We start from the raw sequence: 22,316 nt of genomic DNA on the forward strand, positions 1-22,316 counted from the left end.
GGCATCAAGGCGCCTCCCGCCCGGCACGCGCGGGAAGGCGAAAGAACCTGACAACTATTCGGTGCGGTACCAGTCGGCCACGTTCCAGAGCTGCGAGTCCCAGGAGTTCATCCGCACGCCGGCGAGGGTATTGACGTGCCCCGAGAGGTCGCCACGATGGACCAGCGGAATGTGGGCGCCGTCGGCGGTCAGCATGTCGTTGAGCTGCTTGACGATCTCCGCGCGCGGCTGCTCCTCCGCAGTCTCGCCGAGCTTGGCGACCAGGGCGTCGTACTCCGGATTGCAGTAGCGCGGAATGTTCTGGCCGCGCCACCCGGTTTCCGGGGAGGGAATCAGGGCGCAGGTCCATTCGGCGAGGTAGCTTTCGGCATCGGTGCCGTCGAAGTTGTTCGCGTACATCTCAACGTCGGCGAAGAATTTCTGGAAGGTGTCCGGGCTACCAGGATCACCGCCAAAGAACACCGAGGAGCTGACATCGCGCAGTTCGGCATCGACTCCGATAGCGGACCACATGTCTTTGATGATCGCCTGCATGCTCTGGCGCACGGAGTTGGTCGAGGTCTGGTAGAGCATCGAGAGGCGCACCCCGTCCTTGGCGCGGATACCGTCCGGCCCCGGCACCCAGCCGGCTTCGTCGAGCAGTGCATTCGCTCCTTCGATGTCGGCCGTCAGACACCAGTCATCATTGCCGGTCGAGCGGTTGATCTCGGGCGCCGGAACGATGTTGCAGGTCGCCTGCCCGGCCTCGCCGAAACCGATATCCACCAGCAGGTCGCGGTCGATCGCCATGGAGAGCGCCCGGCGCACCGCCGGGTCGGAGAGGAAGGGATGCTCGCCGCCCTCGCGCGTCGAGCGCAGGGAGCCAAGCGCTGGATCGGGATTGGTCCAGTTGATGACGATACGCTCCACCAGCGAGCCAAAGGAGGAGACCAGCGTGCCGCGCCCAGCCTGCTCCATGGTCGCCAATACTTCCGGCTCGATCATCAGGTTCCAGCCGTAGTCGAACTCGCCCGACTCGAGTACCGCGCGGGCAGCCGAAGTGGCATCGCCTCCGCCTTTCAACGTGGCGGTGGCGAAAGCCGGCTTGGCGGGATCGCGGTAGTACTGGTTGGCATCGAACAGCACCACATCGTTGGCACGCAGCTCGCGAACCTTGAACGGCCCGGTACCGTGGGGGCCAAAATTGGCCTCGGTGCATTCGGGAGCGCGGGCACCGACGCAGCTCTCGAACTGCGCTTTTTGGATGATCGGCGACGACATGCCAACGAAGGGGCCGAAGGGATAGGGCTTGGGCACGCTGAAGGTGACGCGCACGGTCAGCGGATCGACGGCCTCCACTGCGGCGACGTCGGTGAACTGGGAGCGCTGCGCGCAGCCGCCGTCGGGGGCGGTGCAGTATTGCCAGGTAAATACCACGTCCTCGGCGGTGAAATCGGTGCCGTCGGACCACCTCAAATCGGGGAGAATCCTCCAGGTAATCGTGGTCAGATCCTCAGATATCCCACCGTTCTCGAGGCTCGGGATTTCGCTGACCAGCGTCGGTACGATATTGCCGGTCTCGTCGAAACGCGCCAGGGGTTCGATCACCATCGACGCGGCATGCATATCCTTGGTGCCGCTGGACAAGTACGGATTCATGATCGAAACCGCCTGCCAATAGAGAATCTTCAAGTCGCCATCGCTACCGCGCTCGCCGAACGCAGGGCCCGCGGCGGCGCCCAGTGCCGTGCCGGCCACCACGAAGCGGGTGATCCATCGACGCATCTTCATTGAATTTGCCCCTGATTATTGTTGGTATCGGCTAACGATCTTGCAGCGCAAGCGCCTGGAGCCTGCCCTCCCAACAGCGCCCGAGCAGGCTCGCCGAGGATCTTGGAGAGACGGCCTGCGCTGCAAGCTTTGCCCAAATCAAGCGTCGGTGTAAACCTCGCCGCGGATGTTTTTCATCACCCGAAACTGAGCTTGCACCGCGCCAAGTCTTGGGTCTTAATCGGGCCAAACCGCTTAGCGGTCTGGCCTTGCCTGGCAGCACCCACAACAACATCCAACAATGAGAAACGCGCCGCCATGTCTGTCATCCGTCGCGCCACCGCCGAGGCACACGACTTCCCTTACGATTCAAACGACGAGTCGATTCCTTACCGCGTCGACCATCGGGTGATGCTGGCCGAAACGGCGTTGCACCCATGAGCGCGGCCAGCGATAGCGCCGCACTCAGCGCCGCCGCACTCGCGCCGATCCTCTCGGTCGCGGGGCTGAAGGTCTCCTTTCGCACCCGCGCGGGCTGGCACAGCGTGGTACGCGATCTCGCCTTCGACCTGCGCCCGCGCGAAACCCTTGCTGTGGTCGGCGAATCAGGCTCAGGCAAGAGCGTCACATCACTGGCGCTGATGCGGCTGCTGTCGCCAGCATCCAGCCGGGTAGAGGGGCGCGCTCTGCTCGGGGGGCGAGAACTCTTGTCGCTCTCCGAGGAGGGGATGCGTCAGGTGCGCGGCAACGATATTGCGATGATTTTTCAGGAGCCGATGACCAGCCTGAATCCGATCTTTCCGATCGGGCGTCAGATCGCCGAGGCGCTGACCTGCCATGGTATCTGCTCGCCGTCGGCGGCGCGGGCGGAGGCACTGCGCCTGCTCGATCGGGTACGCATCCCCAACGCGGCCTCACGGCTTGGTGACTTTCCCCACCAATTTTCGGGCGGGATGCGCCAGCGCGTGATGATCGCGATGGCGCTGGCCGCGCGCCCCAAAGTGCTGATTGCCGATGAGCCCACTACGGCGCTCGATGTGACCATCCAGGGCCAGATTCTCGATTTGATCAAATCGCTTCAAGACGAAGAGGGTATGGCGGTGCTGTTCATCACCCACGATATGGGGGTGGTGGCTGAAATTGCCGACCGCGCGTTGGTGATGTACCGCGGCGAGATCGTCGAGCAGGGGCCGACCACGGATATCTTCGAGCGCGGTGCGCACCCCTATACCCGGGCGCTGCTCGCCGCCGTCCCTCGCCTCGGTTCGATGCGCGGGCGCCCACAGCCGACCACCTTCGCGCTGGTCGACGTTTCGAGCGGGCGCACGAGCAGCGAGCGGAGCATCGAGGACACGATCGATCGGCGCCAGACCCCGGTCCTCTCCGTGCGCCATCTGGTCACCCGCTTCGACGTCAAGGGCGGGATACTGAGCCGCACCCGGGCCCGGGTGCATGCGGTGGAAGATATCTCCTTCACCCTTCACCAGGGCGAGACGCTGTCGCTGGTCGGCGAGTCCGGCTGCGGCAAGTCGACTACCGGACGATCGGTGATGCGCCTCGTCGAACCCACCTCGGGCGAGATCGACCTCGACGGCTATGAGGTATGCAAGCTCGACCGCCACGACCTGCGACGGATGCGTCGCAGCGTTCAGATGGTGTTCCAGGATCCCTTCGCTTCGCTCGATCCGCGCATGTCGATCGGTCGCGCGATCGCCGAGCCATTTTTGGAGCAGAAGCTCGGCACCCGCGCCGAGGCGCGGGACAAGGTCGCGGACCTGCTGCGCCTGGTCGGCCTGGCGCCGGAGATGATGAGCCGTTTTCCTCACGAGTTCTCCGGCGGTCAGCGCCAGCGTATCGCCATCGCCCGGGCGATGATCCTCGACCCCAAGATAATCATCGCCGATGAGGCGGTGTCGGCGCTCGACGTCTCGATCAAGGCGCAGGTATGCAATCTTATGCTCGAACTCCAAGAGCGCCTGAAGATCGCCTATCTATTCATCTCCCACGATATGGCGGTGGTGGAGCGCATGAGCCATCGCGTGGCGGTGATGTATCTCGGTGAGATCGTCGAAATCGGACCGCGTCAGGCAGTGTTCGAGAACCCTCAGCACGCCTATACCAAAAAGCTGATGGCCGCAGTACCAGTGCCCGACCCTGCTCGGCGGCGCAGCGCCAGCCGCGCCGCCGTCGCCAACGAGATCGGCAGCGTAGTCAAACCGCTGGACTATGTCCCGCCCGCGCGGAGCTGGACCGAGGTAGGGGCTGGGCATTTCGTGGTCAGCTGAGCGTCAGCTCGCCAGCCTGGCGCGCTAGGTCGATAGAACGCACCGCCACATCACTGCACAACACCCCGGGTAAACGTTACAATCGACCCCTTTCGCGCCGATTTCCCTCCGGCACCCGATATCCATGCCTCCCGACGTGCTCGCCGGGCGGTCGCTAAGGACGACAGCGTGATCAGCACCGCCAACATCACCATGCAATTCGGGCCGAAGCCCCTGTTCGAGAACGTCTCGGTCAAGTTCAACAACGGCAACCGCTACGGCCTGATCGGCGCCAACGGCTGCGGCAAGTCGACCTTCATGAAGATCCTCGGTGGCGATCTCGAGCCGACCAGCGGACAGGTGATGCTCGACTCGGCCACGCGGCTCGGCAAGCTGCGCCAGGACCAGTTCGCCTTCGAAGAGCGCCGGGTGATCGACACGGTGATCATGGGCAATGCCGAGCTCTGGAAGGTCGCCGAGGAGCGCGACCGGATCTACGCCCAGGCGGAGATGAGCGAAGCCGATGGCATGAAGGTCGCCGATCTCGAGGTGCAGTATGCCGAGCTCGACGGCTATACCGCCGAGGCGCGCGCGGGTGAGCTGCTGCTCGGCCTCGGCATCCCGCTCGAGCAGCACTACGGGCTGATGAGCTCGGTGGCGCCCGGCTGGAAGCTGCGCGTGCTGCTCGCCCAGGCGCTGTTCTCCGATCCCGACGTGCTGCTGCTCGACGAGCCGACCAACCATTTGGACATCGACACCATCCGCTGGCTGGAAGGGATACTGACCCAGCGCTCGAGCACGATGATCATCATTTCGCACGACCGCCACTTCCTCAACAGCGTCTGCACCCACATGGCCGACCTGGACTATGGCGAACTGCGGCTGTTCCCCGGCAACTACGACGAGTACATGACCGCCGCGACCCAGGCTCGCGAGCGGCTGCACGCCGACAACGCCAAGAAGAAGGCGCAGATCGCCGAGCTGCAGTCGTTCGTCAGCCGCTTCTCGGCCAATGCCTCCAAGGCCAAGCAGGCCACCTCGCGCGCGCGCCAGATCGACAAGATCCAGCTCGAGGAGGTCAAGCCCTCCTCGCGGGTCAGCCCGTTCATCCGCTTCGAGCAGGAGCGCAAGATCCACCGCCATGCGCTGACGGTGGACAACGCGACCAAGGCCTACCCGGGCAATCCCGCGCTGTTCGAACGCTTCTCGCTGCTGGTCGAGGCCGGCGAACGCGTCGCGATCATCGGCCCCAATGGGATCGGCAAGACCACCCTGCTGCGTACCCTGGTGCGCGACCTGCCGCTCGATGCGGGCGAGGTGAAATGGACCGACGCCGCCGAGGTGGGCTACTTCGCCCAGGACCATGCCGATGACTTCGCCAACGACATGACCCTGTTCGAGTGGATGAGCCAATGGACCACCGGCGGCGAGCAGCAGATTCGCTCGGCGCTCGGACGCATGCTGTTCTCCAACGACGAGATCCAGAAATCGGTCAAGGTGATCTCCGGCGGCGAGCAGGGGCGGATGCTGTTCGGCAAGCTCGCGCTGCAAAAGCCCAACGTGCTGGTGATGGACGAACCGACCAACCACCTCGACATGGAGTCGATCGAGGCGCTCAACCTGGCGCTCGAGCACTACCCCGGCACGCTGATCTTCGTCAGCCACGACCGTGAGTTCGTCGGCTCCCTGGCGACCCGGATCATCGAGATGAAGCCCGAGGGGATCACCGACTTCACCGGTTCCTACGACGACTACCTGAGAAGCCAAGGGGTGTATTGAGGCCTCGCGCCTCCCCCCGGTGGAATCCGCCCTTGCCTCCCATCGCGCGCAACCCCCTGCTGGAAGGACCGATCTTCGGCTCGCTGTTGAAGCTGGCGCTGCCGATCATCGTCGCCAACCTGCTGCAGTCGACCTACCAGCTGATCGATGCCTTCTGGGTCGGCCGTCTCGGCGGCGACGCGGTGGCGGCGGTATCGATCAGCCTGCCGATCAACTTCCTCGCCTTCGCGCTCGGCTCCGGTTTCAGCGTCGCGGGCTCGACCCTGATCGCTCAGTACGTCGGTGCCCGCAACCGTGCGATGAGCGACCATGTCGCAGGCCAGGTGCTGCTGCTGGCGTTCGGCTTCTCGCTGCTGCTGACAGTGCTCGGCCAATGGGCGGCGCCGCGCATGCTTACGCTGCTCGGGGTCGAGCCCGGGGTCTATGACGATGCCCTGGCGTTCCTGCGCATCACCCTCGGCGGCCTGGTCTTCACCTTCGGCTTCGCCATGTTCCAGGCGCTGATGCGCGGCGCCGGCGAAGTGCGCATCCCGCTCTACATCGTGCTCGGCACGGTGGTGCTCAACGCGCTGATCGACCCACCGCTGATCTTCGGCTGGGGTCCGATCCCCGCCTTCGGCGTGGCCGGCGCGGCATTCGCCACGCTGTTGACCCAGGGCTTGGCGCTGGGCATCGGGCTCTGGCTGCTCGCCCGCGGCAAGCTCGGCATCGCGCTGCGGCTCAGGGCGCTGCGCCCCGACTGGGCCTTCATCGCTCGCGCCTTCCGGCTCGGCTTCCCCTCCTCGGTGGAGCTCTCCGCCCGCGCCCTGGGGATGAACGCAATGGTGCTGATGGTCGCCGCCTTCGGCACCGTGACCATCGCCGCCTATGGCGTGGTCAACAGCCTGCTCGCACTGGTGATCATTCCCGCCCTGGGCCTATCGATGGCGACCTCGGCGCTGGTCGGCCAGAACATCGGCGCAGGCCAGATCGAGCGCGCCAGGTCGATCGCCAGGCTCAGCTCGGTGATCGCCTTCATCGGCCTCAGCCTGGTCGGCGTGGCGGCCTTCCTGGCCGCACCCTCGCTGGTCGCAGTGTTCGTGCCGGACGACCCCGAGGTGATCGCCACCGGTGCACGCTTCCTGCGTACGGTGGCCTTCACCTTCGGCCTCATCGGCCTGCAGATGTCGCTCAGCGGGGTGTTCCGCGCCGCCGGCCAAACGGTGGTGACGATGAACCTCGCGCTGGTCTCGCAGTGGGTGATCCAGCTCCCGCTGGCGTGGTGCTTGTCACGCGAGGCCGCCTTCGGCGCCGATGGCCTGTGGTGGGCGTTCCCGCTGACCAACCTGCTGATGGCGGCCATCACCATGCTCTGGTACGCGCGTCTCGACTGGCAGCGGGTCTCGCTCGTCCCGCCCTCCCGCTTGGCCGAAAGGCATGCAGCGCCGGCACGATCGTCGCGGCGCTGAGCGCAGCGAACCCCGCAGGGCGCCATCTTCGATCACTGAACGGTCAAATATCGGTAAAAGCCGTGTCATCGGTGCGACGCAAAATGGCCGCTCCGACGCCCTGAGTGCGTCCTCCCTGGGCCATTGGGGACCCCGCGATGCGCATCGTACAGATCAGCGATACCCACCTGAGTCCGAGCAAACTCCACTTCGCCGCCAACTGGCCGCCGCTCGCCGCCTGGATTCGCCGGCTGGCGCCCGATCTCGTGATCCACACCGGAGACGCCAGCCTCGACGGCGCCGGTGACCCGCGCGAACTCGCCCACTGCCGACGCCTGTTCGACCAGCTCGGGATTGCGCTGCTGGCGCTGCCGGGCAACCACGACGTCGGCGATGCTTTCGATCCCCGCCGGCCGGTCGATGCGGACCGGCTGCAGCACTGGTGCGACGCGTTCGAGACCGACCGCTGGTGCCACGACATCCCCGGCTGGCGGCTGATCGGCATCAATAGCCAGATCCTCGAGGGCGAGCGCGCAAACCGCGAGGAGTCCTTCGCCTGGATCGGCAGCTGCCTGGCTGGCCGCGGCACCCGCCGGGTGGCGCTGTTCAGCCACAAGCCGCTGTTCGTCGAGTCGTTCGGTGAACGCGATGGCGGCTACTGGAGCCTGGCAAGCGCATCCCGGGAGGCGCTGCGCGCACTGATCGAGCGCCACGACGTGGCGCTGGTCGCCAGCGGCCACCTCCACCGCGCCTGGCAGGGCGAAGTGGACGGCATCGACTACCTGTGGTGCCCGGCCTCCTCGTTCATGGTCGCCAACACCGACCGGCCGCTGCCCGGCAGGGCCTGCCTCGGCGCCGCCCTGATCACCCTGGGCGAGCGAGGAGACCATCGCTGCGAGATCGTCGAAGTCGAGGGGCTTTCGCCCTACTACCTCGACCCGATCATCGACGAGGTCTACCCCGGCGACGCAGAACTCAAGGAGATCGCGCGATGAACGGCCATGCCCTCGAGCTGGGCGGCATCGAGAAGCGCTTCGGCAAGCAGACGATCCTCAAAGGCATCGACATCGAGGCGCGCCCGGGAGAGTTCATCGCCCTGGTCGGGCCTTCCGGATGCGGCAAGAGCACCCTGCTGCGCATCGTCGCCGGCCTCGAATCCCCCGACGCTGGCAGGATCCGCAGCGGCGACCGGGAGCTCGGCGAACTACCCGCGGCGAAGCGCGACGTGGCGATGGTGTTCCAGTCCTATGCGCTCTATCCCCATCTCACCGCGGCGCAGAACATCGCCGTGCCGCTGGTGATGCGCCGGCTCAGCGGCTGGCAGCGGCTGCCGCTGATCGGGCGCTGGCTCACTCCCAGGGCGACTCGCGATGAGATCCACGCGCGGGTGCGACAGGTCGCCGAACAGCTCGAGATCGCGCACCTGCTCGACCGCAAGCCGGCGAAGATGTCCGGCGGCCAGCGCCAGCGCGTGGCCCTGGCAAGAGCGATGGTCCGCGATCCGCGCGTGTTCCTGATGGACGAGCCGCTCTCGAATCTCGACGCCAACCTGCGCGTCCACACCCGCAGCGAGATCGTCGCCCTGCAGCGGCGCACCGGCGTCACCACGCTCTACGTCACCCACGACCAGGCCGAGGCGCTGAGCATGGCCGACCGCGTCGCGGTGATGATCCAGGGCTGCCTGCTGCAGCTGGACACGCCCCAGCGGATCTACCAGGACCCGCGCCATCTCGAGGTCGCCCGTTTCATCGGCACTCCCCGGATCAATCAGCTCGATGCCCGGGTCGACGACGAGGGCGTGGCCTGGGTCGACGGCACCGCGCTGGCACGCTGCGCCGAACCACCCCGTGACCGCAAAGTGGTGCTCGCGATCCGCCCTCCGGCGCTGCACCTGGTGGCCGAACACCATCCACGCGGGCTCACCGCCTGGGTCAAGCGCTGCGAGTACCTCGGCACCGAGTGCCTGCTCCATCTAGAGCTCGAAAGCGACGCTACGCCGCTGATCGCGAGTCTTACCCCCGAGCTCGGCACTGCGTACCGCCCCGACCAGCGCGTATGGGTCGCGGCAGAACCCTCCCAGACGCTGATCTTCGCCCGCAGCGGCGAGCGCCTGACGGCGGCCGAGCCACGGCTCGAACGCAGCGCGAATCAGCCGGAGAAGCTCGATGTCTGAATCGCTCGCCTCGCCCTCTTCTACGCTGAGCAGGCGCCTGTCGGCACCGGCGCGCCGGCAGGCTCGAAGCGAAGCGCTCAGCGGCTGGATACTGGCGAGCCCTGCCATGGCGCTGATGGCGATGCTGATCCTGGCGCCGATGCTCGCGGTGGTGTGGTTCAGCCTCACCGACTATCAGCTCGGCTATCCGGGCGCGATCTTCATCGGCCTGGAGAACTACCGAGCGCTGCTCGATGATCCGCTGTTTCTCACCTCGCTCGGCAATACCCTGCTCTACACCGCCATCGTCGCACCGCTCTCGGTCGCGCTCGGCCTCGGCGCTGCCCTGCTGATCGAGAGCGAGACCCGCGGCCGGGCTTTCTTTCGCACCGTCTACTTCCTTCCGGTGGCGTCGCTGCTGGTGGCGATGGCGACGGTATGGCAGTACCTGATGCACCCGCAGATCGGAATGATCAACCAGATGCTCGCGCTGGTCGGGCTCGAGGGGCGCAACTGGCTGGGCTCGAGCGACACCGTGCTGTGGAGCCTGGCGGCGATCGGCGTGTGGCAATCGGTGGGGTTCAACATGGTGCTGTTCCTCGCCGGGCTCACCGCAATTCCCCGCGAGCTCTACGCCGCCGCGCGGATCGACGGCGCGGCGAGCGCCTGGCAGCGCTTTCGCCTGGTCACCTGGCCGCTGCTCGGGCCGACCACGCTGTTCGTGCTGGTGATCAGCGTGATCAACGCGGTGAAGGTGTTCGAGACCGTCAAGACCCTCACCGAGGGCGGCCCGAACAAGGCATCGGAGGTGCTGCTCTACACCATCTACCAGGAAGGCTTCAGCTACCTCCAGGTCGGCTACGCCTCGGCGATGACCGTGGTGTTCCTCGCCATCCTGATGGTCGCCATGCTGATCCAGTACCTCGTCATCAACCGCCGGACCCACTACCAATGAGCCCGATTCGTCTCGATCCCTGGCGCGCGCTGCGCCTGGCCCTGCTGCTGCTCGGCGCGGCGGTGTGTCTCGCGCCCTACCTGTGGATGCTCTCGGCGGCGATGAAGCCGAGCAGCGAGATCTTCTCCGCAGGGCTGACGCTCTGGCCCGAGCGGTGGGCCGCGGCGGAGAACTTCTCCCGCGCCTTCGAGCGCGTGCCGCTGGCCCGGATGCTGCTCAACGGCGCGATCGTCTGCGCGCTGATCCTGGTGATCCAGGTGGTGATCGCGCTGCCCTGCGCCTATGCGATGGCCAAGCTGCGCTTCGGCGCCGCGGGCCCTTTGATGGCGGTGGTGATCCTCGGCCTGCTGGTGCCGATCCACGCCACCGCGCTGCCGATCTACATCGCCCTCGACGCCCTCGGCCTGCTCGACGGATACACCGCGCTGGTCGCGCCCTTCGCGCTCTCGGTGTTCGCGATCTTCATGTTCCGCCAGTTCTTTCGCGGGCTGCCCGACGACCTGCTCGCCGCCGCGCGGCTCGATGGCATGAGCGAGCTCGGCGTGCTGCTGCGGGTAGTGGTGCCCAACGCCTGGCCCGCGATCACCGCCTTCTCGATCTTCTCGGTGGTCGCGCACTGGAACGACCTGTTCTGGCCGCTGATCGTCGTCACCAGCCCAGAGATGGCGACCCCGCCGCTGGGCCTTCTGTTCTTCCGCGCCGCCGAAGCAGGCGACGACTACGGTGCGCTGATGGCCGCCACCACGGTGGTGACCCTGCCGCTGGTGGTCGCTTTCCTGCTCGCCCAGAAGCGTTTCATCGAAGGCATCACCATGACCGGCCTCAAGGGCTGATCTCCATTCCAGCAGAGCTTCCCATGACCACAATCAAGACCTTCGCCACCGCGCTCGGCGCGACCCTTGGCCTGCTCGGCGCGGGCTATGCCCAGGCCCAGACCGTGCTCAAGGTGCACTACCCGATGCCGGGATTCTTCAAAGACGTGATGGCCGATATCTCCCAGGCCTTCATGCGCGAGAACCCCGACGTCTCGATCGAGTTCGTCGCCCCCTCGCCTACCTATGAAGACGGTCTGCAACTGCTGCTGCGCCAGGCGAACTCGGCCAACCAGCCGGATATCAGCTTCGTCGGCTTCAATCGCCTGCGAGTGATCGATGAGCGCGGCCTCGCGGTCGACCTCACCCCGTTCATCGCCGAGGAAGCGGATATCGCCGCCGAAGGGTTCAGCCCGCGATTGCTCGATCTCGCCAAGGTCGGCGACCACCAGCTCGGCCTGGCCTTCGCCGCATCGACGCCGATCATGTACTACAACGCCGACCTGCTGCGCGAGGTCGGCGGCGACCCGGAGAACCCGCCTGACACCTGGGACGAGGTGATCGAATACGGCGGCAGGATCGCGGCGCTGGGCAACGGGGTCCAGGGCATCGACTTCCGTTGGCAGGGCGACGACTGGATGTTCATGGCGCTAGTGCTCGGCGACGGCGGACGGATGATGAGCGAAGACGAGAAGTCGGTCGCCTTCGCCGGCCCCGAGGGTCAGGCCGCGCTCGAGCTGATCGAGCGGATGCGTCGCGAGGGCGGCATGCCGGTGTTCACCAAGGCCGCCGGCGAACAGGCCTTCGTCAGCGGCAAGGTGGGCTTTGCCTTCCAGACCACCGGCGCGCTGCGCAATACGATCAACAACGTCGGCGATAAGTTCGACCTGCGCACCGCACCGCTGCCGCTGCTCGACGCCGAGCGCGGCAAACTTCCGACCGGCGGCAACGCGATCGTGATGCTGACCCGCGACCCGGCCAAGCAGCAGGCCGCCTGGCGGCTGATGAAGTTCGCCGCAGGCCCCTACGGCGCGGCGACGGTAGTGCCCGGCACCGGCTATGTACCGACCAACACCCTGGCGGCGCAATCCCCCGACTACCTCGGCGATTTCTATCCGGCCAACCCGCTGTTCCAGGCGGGGCTCGACCAGATGGACGCCATGGTGCCCTGGTACGCCTTCCCCGGTGCCAACGGGGTGAGGATCACCCAGGCGATCGTCGACCGCCTCGCCGCGCTGGTCGAACTGCGCGCCACGCCGGCCGAGACCCTCGACGGCATGCGCGCCGATGTGGAGCGCCTGCTGCCGCGGCGCTGAGGCTTACGCCGAGTCGCGGGCGAAATCCTACCGATCGAGGGCTCAACAACGCAGAGCGATCCAGGGGCGGATGGTGCTAAGGTGCGCAGAAAACGCCCCTGTCCGTCGCGCACCCTCGCGGTCATGGCGGAAGGGGGTCCCAGCGCGCTTGGCAACGCGCTAAGTCCAAGAAAAAGGAATCCCCCGTGACCGATCCCCGCTTCATCGATGCGCTCAGCCGCATCGATGCCGTCCATGCCGAAGACCCGCGCACCGACCGCGACGGCGAACGCACGCTGCCGTTCGAACTGCTCTACGCCGAACGGATGAGCGCTTGGCTCGCCCGCGTCGCACCCGAGGCCTCGATCCCCTTGCAGCTGGCCGTGCGCGCCCAGCACCTGCGCCGCTGGGCGCTGCCACGCGACAGCTACCCGATGGACCGGGCGGGATATCATGCCTGGCGCAGCGAACTCAAGCAGCGCCAGGCCGAGCTTGCCGCCCAGCTGGTCGAAGAGGCGGGCTTCGAACCCACGATCGCACAGCGGGTCGCAGCGCTCGTACGCAAGGAAAAGCTCAAGCGCGACCCCGAGACCCAGGCGCTGGAAGACACCACCTGCCTGGTGTTCCTCGCCTACTACTTCGACGACTTCGCCAACGAGCACGACGACGACAAGCTGGTCGATATCCTGGCCAAGACCTGGCGCAAGATGTCACCACACGGCCAGCGGCTCACCGCCGAACTACCGCTCACCCCACGCGCCAAGGCATTGATCGAACGCGCCCTCGGCGCCTGACCCGCAGCGCCGTGGGGACATGGGCTTGGTGCCTCAAAACCGCGACCCGGGGGTTCGCGGTCTTGGAGATGCCTTGGAGATGCCTTGGCGACATGACCAAGCGCATTGGAACTCTGTCCAGCGGTCCGTCGGCTTCCGCTCCGACTACATAGGCCTGCTGAAAGAATCCAAGCGGCACCAACCAAGCCATATACCTAGCCAGCTCCGTAAATCTCATCCGCATGACGCTGGCTGACCTTGCCCTGGCGGAGATCCTCCTGGACGGCACTCGGATCGCGCTTGGCCGGATCACCGTAGCCACCCGCACCCGCCATCTCCGCCCGCAGCACGTCGCCCCTTTTGAACCGGCGAATGAACTTGGACGGCAGCGCTTCTGCGTCAAGGGCGCCAGGATTCAACCAGGCTTTGGCCCCGACCCCCGGACCACCTCCGAACAAACCCCAAGGCCGCGACTGGAATCGATCGGAGCGTACCTGCACCTGCACGTTGTCGCTCAGGAAGCGATACTGGCGCACCAGGCCCAATGCGCCACGGTACTGTCCGGCACCGCCGGTATCAGGCAGAAAACCATACTCCTCGATGCGGATGGGGTACTCGGCCTCGATCAGCTCCACCGGTACATTGGCCAGATTGCCGATGCAATAGGGGCCGGCGTCCTGACCGTCGGAGGTCGGACCGCCGCCGAGCCCGGTGTTGTTATGGAACTCCAGGTGCAGAAAACGCCGGCCGGCATCGTCCTCACCTGACGCCGCGATGGCGAATTCCGAACCACCGGCACATGCGGGCAGGCGGCCCGGGATCAATTTGGCCAGCGCTCCGAGCACGATGGAGCGGAGACGGAAACCCACTTGCCCACGGGAGCCCACCGCGGCTGGAAATACCACATCGACGAACGTGCCCGGCTTGGTCACTACCTCGATGGCGCGGTAAAGCCCAGCGTTGTTCGGGATCGCATCATCGAGCACAGTGCGAATCGCCGCATAGGTGCACGATACAGTGAACGCTCGGTTACAGTGCACCGCCCCACCCAAGTCGGTGTCGGTCTGACTGAAATCGGCGAGGATCTGGCTACCACGCTTGGTCAGTTTGAGGTGAATACGGATCGGACCATGGCCGACGCCGTCATCGTCGTTCCACTCTTCGAACTCGACTTCGCCATCCGGCAGTTTCTCCAGACTGGAGCGGGTGAGAATCTCAGCGTAGTCGATCAGATCATCGAGATATTCGACGAAAACACGAGGTTTCCAGCTCGCGGCCAGCCTGTGCACTTCCGCCGCCGCTTGGCCGAGCGCCGCCAACTGCGCACGCACGTCGCCCATCACGCGATCGGGCACACGGGTATTGAATTCGATCATCCGCATCAGGTCGCGATCGACCCGGCCCTGCTCGACCAACTTGACCGGCGGTATGCGCAGCCCCTCTTCGAAGATCTCCATGCTGTCGGCGGAGTTGCCACCCGGCACGCGGCCACCGAGGTCGCTGTGGTGCAGGATCAGGCTGACGAAAGCGACGCGCTGGCCGTCGACGAACACCGGTTGGAAAGTGAAGATATCGTTCAGATGGCTGCAACCCGAGTAGGGGTCGTTGCTCGCCAGCACGTCGCCGTCCTGAATGTCGTCGCCGAACCAGTCGAGGCACGCCGCCAGCGCCGGCATCACCACGCCGAGGTGCACCGGCACGGCCAGTCCCTGGGCGACCACCCGCCCCTTGCCATCGCAGACGGCAGCGGAGAAGTCCATGCTGTTCTTCACATTGGAGGTCCGCGCGGTGCGGGTGATCATCACCAGTGCATTGTCGGCGGTGGTGATCAGGGCATTCTTCAAAAGCTCACGCTTGATGGGATCTATCATGGTCCGCTCCTCGATTACTCACTCACCGCAGTGCACGTGAGGATGACGTTGTTCCAGCTGTCTCGGTTGGCCTGCCAGCCTGGGCGGACGACTATCGTGGTGTCGTATTCTTCGATGATCAGGGGCCCCTCGACCGCTGCTTCGTTCAGCGCATTGCGCGCCACCACTGGCGTTTCCAGCCAGCCAGCCTTGCCGAAGTACGCCTGCCTGCTATAGCGGGCGACGCTCTTCTCCGCTCCGCGCTGTGCCCGCTGCGGCATACGCGGCTGATCCGGCAGGCCCTGGCAGACCAGCTTGAGCGCAACGAACTGCACCGGCTCGCTCGGCGAGGCATATCCAAATACGTTCTGGTGTTCGCCGTGGAACGCCTCGGCGAGACGTTCCATCACACGCTCACCCTTAGGAACTTCGATGGTCAATGGCGCGGTCTGGCCCATGTAGCGCAGGTCGGCGTAAAGCGTCAGCCGCTGCTGGGCCGGATCGGAGAAACCTTCGCAAGCGAGCATGTCCAGCCCGCGCGCGCGCAGAGGTGCCGCTGCTGTTTCGAGCAGAGCCTGGTCGACATCCTGCAGCCGGCGGTAGAAAGCGCCGACAAGTTGGTGCTCGACATCGGCGAAGAGCATGCCCAGCGCACTGAAAAGCCCAGCCACCGGCGGCACGACGATGCGCTTCATGCCCGCGGCCTCCGCCAGGGTGCACGCATGCACCGGGCCGTTCCCGCCGATCGCCAGCATGGTGTACTGCGACGGATCGCGGCCTTTTTCCGAGGATACCCCTCGCAAAGCTCGCAGCATGGCCGCATCGGCGATGCTGTGGATGCCGTAGGCGGTCTGCGTTGGATCCAGGCCAATCCGCTCGCCGAGCGCTGCCACCGCCGCGCGGGCACCGTCGACATCCAATGTCAGCTCACCACTGACCAAGGCATTGGGGTTGAGGTAGCCGAGCACCAGGTTGGCATCGGTCACTGTCGGTTGAGTACCCCCATTGCCATAAGCCACCGGCCCTGGCTCGGCACCGGCGCTGCGAGGGCCTACCCGCAGGCCCCCGGCGGCATCGCTGGCCGCGATACTGCCACCCCCTGCGCCCACTTCAGCGATATCGATGGTGGGCACCTGAACCGGGTAGCCAGCGCCTCGGATCATCCGCGTCCCGAGCGCCGCGCCGCCGCCCACCTCGGTTTCCGGGCAGAGTGCGTAGGCGTGGTCCTCGATGATGGTGGCCTTAGCGGTAGTGCCGCCCATGTCGAAGACGATCATGTCACCTTCGCCGATATGCATGCCGAGGCGCTGTCCTCCCAGCACACCGGCTGCCGGCCCGCTTTCGATGATGTCGATCGGTTGGCGAGCGACTACGTCACCAGGGGATATGCCGCCGCTGGACTGCATGATCATCAGCGGCGCGCGAATCCCCAGCTTGTCCAACCGCGCCTTCAGCGAGGAGACATAGCGTTCCACTACCGGGCGGATGTAGGAGTTGACCACCGTAGTGCTGGTTCGCTCGTACTCACCCAGCTGCGGCAGCAGGTCCACCGAAGCGGTCACCGGCACGCCCGGCAGTCTTTGTGCGAGAAACGCTGCCGCCAAGCGTTCGTGCCCGGCATTGGCGTAGGAGTTGATGAACGTGACCGCTACCGCTTCCACCTCGGCCTGGGCGAAGACCAGCGCCGCCGCTTCCAGATCCGCTTGGGCCAAGGGGACCAGCACGCTGCCATCGGCGGCGATGCGTTCGTCGACCTCCAAGCGCAGGCTGCGCTCCACCAAAGGGTCCAGTTTCTTGTAGTCGATATCGTAGAGACGGGGCGTGCGGAACCGCGCGATCTCCAACACGTCGCGAAATCCCTTGGTGGTCAGCAGACCGACCTTGGCGCCTTTGCGCTCGATGATGGTGTTGGTCGCCACGGTGGTGGCATGCACGAATTCGTGGATGTCCGCAGCGTCGATCCGCAGCTCGCCGAGCAACGCCGAGACGCCGTTCTCGATGCCTTGGCTATAGTCCCTCGGCGTGGACAACACCTTCTTGCTATAGATGGTCCCATCGGTCGCAATGAGTACGACATCGGTGAAGGTGCCGCCGATATCGACACCCAAACGGTAACTGGTCTGTGTCATGAGCCTTCCGTCCGTCAACGTAGCTTTGCTTCGGCGGGAACGCGCCAGATGGCCTCGACCCGGCCGTTTCGCACGCCCAAAATTTCCTGGTGGAGGTGAACCGTGGTGTCCGCGTAGCCGACGGCCAAGCGCAACCGTTCGCCGATGTGCGGCGTTTCGGATGGCGAGACCAATTCGAACTTGCCATGCTCCGCGGAAAAGCCAACGCTGCGCAGTGGCGGCAGGCCCAGCGGCAACGGCATGCCGGCATCGGTGCTCATGGCCTTCTTGCCTGCATCGCAGACGATACGATTCGGTGTCGGCCGGCTAGTCACCGTGGAGAGCACGGTGAGTCCATACTCCAACTCGACGTGATAGAGCGTGCGGTAGCGAACGTCACCGAAGATGCCGCCCCCCGCCTGGATCTCGCTGACGCCCGGTAGCGTGGCAGCGGTGAGGTAGGTCCCAGTGCCGCCACAGCTGACCACATCGATGGCGATCCCATGAGCCCGGCACAGCTCGGCGCTGGCGACCAGACTGCCCACCGCCTCCTCGATGGCTGCGCGCTTTTCCGCCGGGTCGTCGATTCGGGTAGTGTGGCCCTCCCAGGTCATCACCCCGGCCAGGTGCAGCGAGGGATAGGCCCCTACCGACCGCGCCAGCGCCAGCACCGGCTCACCGGGCAGCACACCGGCCCGGCAGGTGCCGGTGTCGACCTCGATCACTACCGACAGCACAAGCCCCGCAGCGGCGGCGGCATCGGCCAACGCCGAAACGTTATCCGGATGGTCGACCGCAACGCTGACCTGTGCCCGCCGCCGCAGCGCGATCAACCGCTCGATCTTCAATGAGCCTGCGATCTGGTTGGCGATCAGAACGTCGTCGATACCAGCCGCCACCATCACTTCGGCCTCGGCGAGCTTGGCGCAGGTCACGCCTCTTGCACCCGCCGCAATCAAGCATTTGGCGATCTCGGGGCTCTTGTGCGTCTTGCAGTGAGGCCGCCAGGCCACACCAGCGGCAGCGCAATGGTCGGCGATCCGTGCGATGTTGCGCTCCATCACATCGAGGTCGACCAGCAGCGCAGGCGTATCCACCGCGGACAACGGTTGCCCGATCAGCGAAGCGTTCATGCCTCCCCCTTGGACTGACAAGCAATGAATGATCGGATCAGCCCGGCGGCGTCCTGCTGGTGCTCCAGCTGCATCACGTTTGATTCCAAGGCCGCCAGCGCCGCGTCATCGGTATCGAAGCCCCAACGCAGACAGCTGCGGAACTTGGCGAACACTTCCTCTGTCGTCATCGGCTCGTCCGGTGCGCCTTTCATCTTCCAGCGCTCGCGGGTCACGCTGCGGCCATCCTTCAGAGTCAGCGTCACCCGAGCGGGCGGAACCGCCGTCGGGGGGATATCAGCGCCATCAGTACAAGTCAGGCAGGCAGCCCAGGCCACGGCATCGCGCCGAATGCGCTCGGGCGTAAAGCTGGCGATATCGACGAATCCATCATCCAAAGCGGTGGCGAAGGCATAGGCGGCATTGAACTGGGCATGTACCACTGGGTTGGCATGGTGGCGATCGAACCGCGAGCCGACGATCTGCCGGTTCACTTGGCCCAGTTCGATCACCCCGCTCTCTATGTCCCGGGCCTTGAGGCCGCAGGCACGAAAATCGAGAGCGAGCTGGATCACCGTGTGGGTGCAGCGGCAGCAGGGGTAGGGCTTCATGCTCAGCTCGAGGAGATGCCAGCGGCTACCGAAACCGGCCGTGAGCAGCTCAGGCTTCACCTCGCCGCGTTCGTAGAGGGTGAACAGCCCGGACTTTCCATCCAGGTATCGGTGAGGCCCGGTGATGCCATAGCGGGCCAATTGCGCGGCCTGCACTCCGGAGCGCGCCGCGAAACCCGGTCCAGTACGCTTGGCCAGAGCGCCGTCGGCAATGAACTGGGTGGTGCCGCTGAGCTGGACGAAGGCCAGCGCCATCGCATGCAGCGTCTGGCCTGCGTCCAAATCGAATACCTTGGCCACCGCCGCCGCCGCACTGATGGTCCCGAGGGCGGTGGTGGGATGCCAGCCTTTGCCCAGTGAGTTGTAGCAGGCAAGGCCCAGGCGGCAGAACACCTCCACGCCCACCGCCACCGAGGTCAGCAAGCGTTCGCCACTGACCTCACCCTCCGCCTCGACTGCGGCAAGCACCGCCGGCAGGATGACGCAGAAGGCATGGATGCGAGCCTGGTCATGCTGGTCGTCGAAGTCCAGACTGTGCGCCGCCGCACCGTTGGCCAGCGCTGCGCTCACCGGACTGACACGCCGGCCATTGAGCAACAGCGTCGCTTTACCCTCGGTTTCCCAGGCGCCGATCGCCTCGAGCATTGCCTGCATGCCCGGTGCGCGTGCCGCTCCGCCGATGACCCCGAGGGTGTCCAAAACGAAGAGTTTGACCGTGTCGACCACCGCCGGCGGCAGATCGGTATACTTGAGCAGGGCGACAGCGGCCCCCAACTCCTGGCCGATGGCCGGAGCCTGCTTAATCTGTGTCATGATCGTTCGCTCAGTGGGCGGCGTCGTCGCGCAGCAGTTCGGAAATTTCCCGGCGCAGTTCGAGAAAACGCGGGTCCATCTTCATATCCTCACGTCGCGGACGCTCGAAGGGCACCTGGATCTCCCTCAACACGCTTGCCGGACGCTTGCTGTACACCAGGATGCGGTCGGCCAGATATAGCGCCTCCTCGATACCATGGGTCACGAACAGCACCATCTTCGGCTCCGACTCCCATATCCGCAGCAGCTCGTCCTGCAAGGTGTCGCGGGTCTGCACATCCAGTGCGCCGAAGGGCTCGTCCATCAAAAGCAGCGAAGGCTGGATGCAGAACGCCCTGGCAATCCCCACCCGCTGCTGCATGCCGCCGGACAATTGATGCGGCCAGGAGTGCTCGAAGCCATCGAGGCCGACCAGGTGCAGGTACTCCCTGGCCCGCGCCGTTCGTTGCGCTCTACCGATCCCCATCACCTCCAGGCCGAAGGCAACGTTCTCCAGCGCGCTACGCCAGGGCATCAATTCCGAGCCCTGGAATACCATGCCGCGCCCCTTGCCCGTCCTCCCGGTGATGTCCTCGCCGTTGAGCACTACGCTGCCTCGATCCGCGGGGATCAGCCCATTGACGATCTGCAGCAAAGTCGACTTACCGCAGCCGGATGGACCGAGTAGCGCGACGAACTCGCCGTCCTTGACCTGCAGCGACTGGCCGGTGAGCACTGGAGTGCCGGAGAAGGACTTGTGAATGTCGGTTACGATGAGATGCGACATCAGCTCAGCTCTTGCAGCGCTAGTTCCAGATAGGAACGATCGATGATCTTGTCGAGGTCCAGCGTGCCTTTCAGCGCGCCAGCCTTCTGGTACACCGGAATCACCTTGGCGACCCCTTCGGCGGTCAGCTCGGCCATGTTCGGCGGGAAGGCGTTGATCTCGGTCGAAAGCGTCCGCCAGACCGGCATGAGGAGATCGTCGCCGGCTTCCCTGAGATCGGTTGACGAGGCGTACTGGGCGACCTTGCTCTTGTACCAGGTGTAGTCGTCGTTGCTGCGGCGAAAGCTGGTAAGAACCGACTTCAGCACTCCCACGGCCGCGGCCTTGTTTTCGTCACTTTCAAGCCAGGACGCGGTGCTCATCACCACCGCGCTGTACCAGTGATCGTATTCCTGCCATGGCTTGACCAGCAGCTCGAAGGTGCCGCGCCCTCTGGCGCTCTTGATTTGTTCGGCCTGTTCGACGTGCATCGGCACGGCATCCACCCGGCCGGCGAGCAGGGCCCGCATCCGGTCGCCGGAGCTGCCCATTTCGATGAAGTTGACCTTCGTCGCATCGAGGCCGTGCTTATCCAATACGCCCAGCAACATCACATGCATGAAATCGCCGATTCCGCTCACGGCGATGGTCCCGCCACCGTCGACGAGTTCAGCCAGGGTCCCGAACCGGTCGACATTGGCTACGATCACCTGGGAGGTGTTGCCGTAAGATAGCCCCAGGATACGAACGTCAGCTCCCGCTTCGGCCGCCGCGAGGGTCGAGGCGATGTCGGCATCACCGATATCCGATTGCCCGGCCAGAACCTGCTTGGCGATCTCCGGGATCCTCGCCGTCGGCTGGACTTCTGGCGCAGCGAAGCCTGGAATGGCGGCCAGTCCCTCTTTCAACGCGACCTGCATGGGTACGTTCACCGCCGCGGTCGCCGCCAGCGTATTGATCCTCAACACGCGCCCCCCGGAGGCGAAAGCAGGCAGGAACGGGCCGAGCGCCAGCATGCCGAGGCCGCCCATACTCAGGCGCAATACGTTTCGACGGTCAATGGAGTCAAACATCCTGCTTCCCTCGCGTTGGTGAATGAAACGGCGGTCGGTCAGTGATCGCCGGTACGGCTGGCATACCAGGGGGCGGTGCGATTGGCGACCCAGCGCAGCAGGCCGGTCGCGGTGACGCTGAGCAGCATCAGCATCACGATCAGTCCGAACAGCGGCGCAGTGGAGAGATCCAGCCCGGCGTCGTTGATCAATCCGCCATAGCCCGTGCTGATGAACATTTCAGCGGTCACCATAGCGCGCAGCGCATGGGTCAACCCGATACGGGCGGCGATCAGCACATAGGGATGCAGCGCCGGCAACAACACCAGCCGGAAGACCTGTAGCGGCGAAGCGCCATAGGATCGGGCGACGTCCAGCAGATTGGGCGACACCGAACGGGACGCCTCCATCATGGTCGTGACCACGAACCAGACCGTGGCAACGAATACGATAGCCACGCAGAGCAAGACACCGCGTCCCAGCAGCAGGATGAACAGGGGTACCAGTGCAGCAGCGGATACGACGATGAACATCGCAGCCCAGGGTTTCACCAAAGCCCTGACCAATGGCAAGCGCCCCATCGCGACACCCAGCGGCACGCCTACCAGCAGTGCCAGTGCATACCCCACCGACATCTGCCAAAGCATCGAACCCAGTGCCGCCCAGAAAGCGTTCCCGAGCAACGTATCATTAAGAGCAACGAAGACCTGGAGCGGAGTCGCCAGCAGCGACTCGCTCAGCTCGGCGCCAGCGGCCTGCCAGACGACCAGCAGGAGCAGACAGCCCAGCAGATTGGTCATGGCGCGCATCTTTTTCATC

18 protein-coding genes are annotated in these 22,316 nt (G+C 65.3%); 10 read left to right on the plus strand and 8 right to left on the minus strand.

The annotated features are described in order from the left end of the window. Positions 1–54: 54 nt before the first annotated feature. Positions 55–1,770, minus strand: coding sequence for a peptide ABC transporter substrate-binding protein (locus tag Q376_RS0117010; RefSeq protein ID WP_027351322.1), 1,716 nt, complete (start codon positions 1,768–1,770; stop codon positions 55–57). Between the two features lie 297 nt (positions 1,771–2,067). On the opposite strand from Q376_RS0117010, the gene Q376_RS25560 reads away from it, so the two are divergent. The 10 genes from Q376_RS25560 to Q376_RS0117055 all read left to right on the plus strand — a co-directional run bounded on the left by Q376_RS25560 (position 2,068) and on the right by Q376_RS0117055 (position 13,227). Further along, positions 2,068–2,190, plus strand: coding sequence for a hypothetical protein (locus Q376_RS25560; protein WP_281173373.1), 123 nt, complete (start codon positions 2,068–2,070; stop codon positions 2,188–2,190). Then, entirely contained in the window at positions 2,187–4,034 is a 1,848-nt protein-coding gene (locus tag Q376_RS0117015) for an ABC transporter ATP-binding protein (protein ID WP_027351323.1), read from the plus strand. The genes Q376_RS25560 and Q376_RS0117015 overlap by 4 nt, the downstream gene beginning before the upstream one ends. 168 nt (positions 4,035–4,202) lie before the next feature. After that, on the plus strand, positions 4,203–5,792 hold the full coding sequence (locus Q376_RS0117020) for an ABC-F family ATPase (protein ID WP_027351324.1): 1,590 nt from the start codon (positions 4,203–4,205) through the stop codon (positions 5,790–5,792). A gap of 32 nt (positions 5,793–5,824) precedes the next feature. Next, the gene (locus Q376_RS23225; RefSeq protein WP_211266708.1) at positions 5,825–7,240 is read left to right on the plus strand and encodes an MATE family efflux transporter; all 1,416 of its coding nucleotides are present in this window, start codon (positions 5,825–5,827) and stop codon (positions 7,238–7,240) included. A 137-nt stretch (positions 7,241–7,377) separates the two neighbouring features. After that, positions 7,378–8,214, plus strand: coding sequence for a metallophosphoesterase family protein (locus Q376_RS0117030; RefSeq protein ID WP_027351325.1), 837 nt, complete (start codon positions 7,378–7,380; stop codon positions 8,212–8,214). Further along, a complete protein-coding gene (locus Q376_RS23230) occupies positions 8,211–9,392 on the plus strand; it encodes an ABC transporter ATP-binding protein (RefSeq protein WP_043448449.1) in 1,182 nt (393 codons plus the stop codon). Before Q376_RS0117030 ends, Q376_RS23230 begins: the two co-directional genes overlap by 4 nt. Then, a complete protein-coding gene (locus Q376_RS0117040) occupies positions 9,385–10,326 on the plus strand; it encodes a carbohydrate ABC transporter permease (RefSeq protein WP_027351326.1) in 942 nt (313 codons plus the stop codon). Before Q376_RS23230 ends, Q376_RS0117040 begins: the two co-directional genes overlap by 8 nt. After that, positions 10,323–11,159, plus strand: coding sequence for a carbohydrate ABC transporter permease (locus Q376_RS0117045; protein ID WP_027351327.1), 837 nt, complete (start codon positions 10,323–10,325; stop codon positions 11,157–11,159). The genes Q376_RS0117040 and Q376_RS0117045 overlap by 4 nt, the downstream gene beginning before the upstream one ends. Before the next feature lie 23 nt (positions 11,160–11,182). Then, positions 11,183–12,454, plus strand: a complete 1,272-nt coding sequence (locus tag Q376_RS0117050) for an ABC transporter substrate-binding protein (RefSeq protein ID WP_052365469.1) — start codon at positions 11,183–11,185, stop codon at positions 12,452–12,454. Between the two features lie 185 nt (positions 12,455–12,639). Beyond that, positions 12,640–13,227, plus strand: coding sequence for a DUF4202 domain-containing protein (locus Q376_RS0117055; RefSeq protein WP_027351329.1), 588 nt, complete (start codon positions 12,640–12,642; stop codon positions 13,225–13,227). Between the two features lie 194 nt (positions 13,228–13,421). Here the strand turns inward: Q376_RS0117055 and Q376_RS23235 are convergent, their stop codons facing one another. The 7 genes from Q376_RS23235 to Q376_RS0117090 are packed head-to-tail and all read right to left on the minus strand — an operon-like array spanning position 13,422 to position 22,315. Beyond that, a complete protein-coding gene (locus tag Q376_RS23235; protein ID WP_052365470.1) occupies positions 13,422–15,077 on the minus strand; it encodes a hydantoinase B/oxoprolinase family protein in 1,656 nt (551 codons plus the stop codon). A gap of 14 nt (positions 15,078–15,091) precedes the next feature. Next, positions 15,092–17,185: a hydantoinase/oxoprolinase family protein gene (locus Q376_RS0117065; RefSeq protein ID WP_027351330.1), complete on the minus strand. Its 2,094-nt coding sequence runs from the start codon at positions 17,183–17,185 to the stop codon at positions 15,092–15,094. Positions 17,186–17,199: 14 nt separating this feature from the next. Then, positions 17,200–18,297, minus strand: coding sequence for a DSD1 family PLP-dependent enzyme (locus Q376_RS0117070; RefSeq protein ID WP_027351331.1), 1,098 nt, complete (start codon positions 18,295–18,297; stop codon positions 17,200–17,202). Next, on the minus strand, positions 18,294–19,700 hold the full coding sequence (locus Q376_RS24105; RefSeq protein WP_052365471.1) for an MmgE/PrpD family protein: 1,407 nt from the start codon (positions 19,698–19,700) through the stop codon (positions 18,294–18,296). The genes Q376_RS0117070 and Q376_RS24105 overlap by 4 nt, the downstream gene beginning before the upstream one ends. 10 nt (positions 19,701–19,710) lie before the next feature. Next, entirely contained in the window at positions 19,711–20,466 is a 756-nt protein-coding gene (locus Q376_RS0117080) for an ABC transporter ATP-binding protein (protein ID WP_043448452.1), read from the minus strand. Further along, entirely contained in the window at positions 20,466–21,518 is a 1,053-nt protein-coding gene (locus tag Q376_RS0117085; RefSeq protein WP_081803626.1) for an ABC transporter substrate-binding protein, read from the minus strand. The genes Q376_RS0117080 and Q376_RS0117085 overlap by 1 nt, the downstream gene beginning before the upstream one ends. Before the next feature lie 38 nt (positions 21,519–21,556). Next, positions 21,557–22,315, minus strand: coding sequence for an ABC transporter permease (locus Q376_RS0117090; RefSeq protein ID WP_027351334.1), 759 nt, complete (start codon positions 22,313–22,315; stop codon positions 21,557–21,559). Position 22,316: the final 1 nt, after the last annotated feature.

This window comes from Halotalea alkalilenta DSM 17697 (assembly GCF_000621205.1).
Taxonomy (GTDB): domain Bacteria; phylum Pseudomonadota; class Gammaproteobacteria; order Pseudomonadales; family Halomonadaceae; genus Halotalea; species Halotalea alkalilenta.

What these genes read in the sequence shown, in the direction of transcription:
- Q376_RS0117085 (WP_081803626.1), bottom strand. Translation starts at nt 21,518, where the DNA reads ATGTTTGACTCCATTGACCGTCGAAACGTATTGCGCCTGAGTATGGGC.
- Q376_RS24105 (WP_052365471.1), bottom strand. Translation starts at nt 19,700, where the DNA reads ATGACACAGATTAAGCAGGCTCCGGCCATCGGCCAGGAGTTGGGGGCC.
- Q376_RS0117040 (WP_027351326.1), top strand. Translation starts at nt 9,385, where the DNA reads ATGTCTGAATCGCTCGCCTCGCCCTCTTCTACGCTGAGCAGGCGCCTG.
- Q376_RS0117080 (WP_043448452.1), bottom strand. Translation starts at nt 20,466, where the DNA reads ATGTCGCATCTCATCGTAACCGACATTCACAAGTCCTTCTCCGGCACT.
- Q376_RS0117030 (WP_027351325.1), top strand. Translation starts at nt 7,378, where the DNA reads ATGCGCATCGTACAGATCAGCGATACCCACCTGAGTCCGAGCAAACTC.
- Q376_RS23230 (WP_043448449.1), top strand. Translation starts at nt 8,211, where the DNA reads ATGAACGGCCATGCCCTCGAGCTGGGCGGCATCGAGAAGCGCTTCGGC.
- Q376_RS0117050 (WP_052365469.1), top strand. Translation starts at nt 11,183, where the DNA reads ATGACCACAATCAAGACCTTCGCCACCGCGCTCGGCGCGACCCTTGGC.
- Q376_RS0117045 (WP_027351327.1), top strand. Translation starts at nt 10,323, where the DNA reads ATGAGCCCGATTCGTCTCGATCCCTGGCGCGCGCTGCGCCTGGCCCTG.
- Q376_RS25560 (WP_281173373.1), top strand. Translation starts at nt 2,068, where the DNA reads ATGTCTGTCATCCGTCGCGCCACCGCCGAGGCACACGACTTCCCTTAC.
- Q376_RS23235 (WP_052365470.1), bottom strand. Translation starts at nt 15,077, where the DNA reads ATGATAGATCCCATCAAGCGTGAGCTTTTGAAGAATGCCCTGATCACC.
- Q376_RS0117070 (WP_027351331.1), bottom strand. Translation starts at nt 18,297, where the DNA reads ATGAACGCTTCGCTGATCGGGCAACCGTTGTCCGCGGTGGATACGCCT.
- Q376_RS0117065 (WP_027351330.1), bottom strand. Translation starts at nt 17,185, where the DNA reads ATGACACAGACCAGTTACCGTTTGGGTGTCGATATCGGCGGCACCTTC.
- Q376_RS0117015 (WP_027351323.1), top strand. Translation starts at nt 2,187, where the DNA reads ATGAGCGCGGCCAGCGATAGCGCCGCACTCAGCGCCGCCGCACTCGCG.
- Q376_RS0117010 (WP_027351322.1), bottom strand. Translation starts at nt 1,770, where the DNA reads ATGAAGATGCGTCGATGGATCACCCGCTTCGTGGTGGCCGGCACGGCA.
- Q376_RS0117090 (WP_027351334.1), bottom strand. Translation starts at nt 22,315, where the DNA reads ATGAAAAAGATGCGCGCCATGACCAATCTGCTGGGCTGTCTGCTCCTG.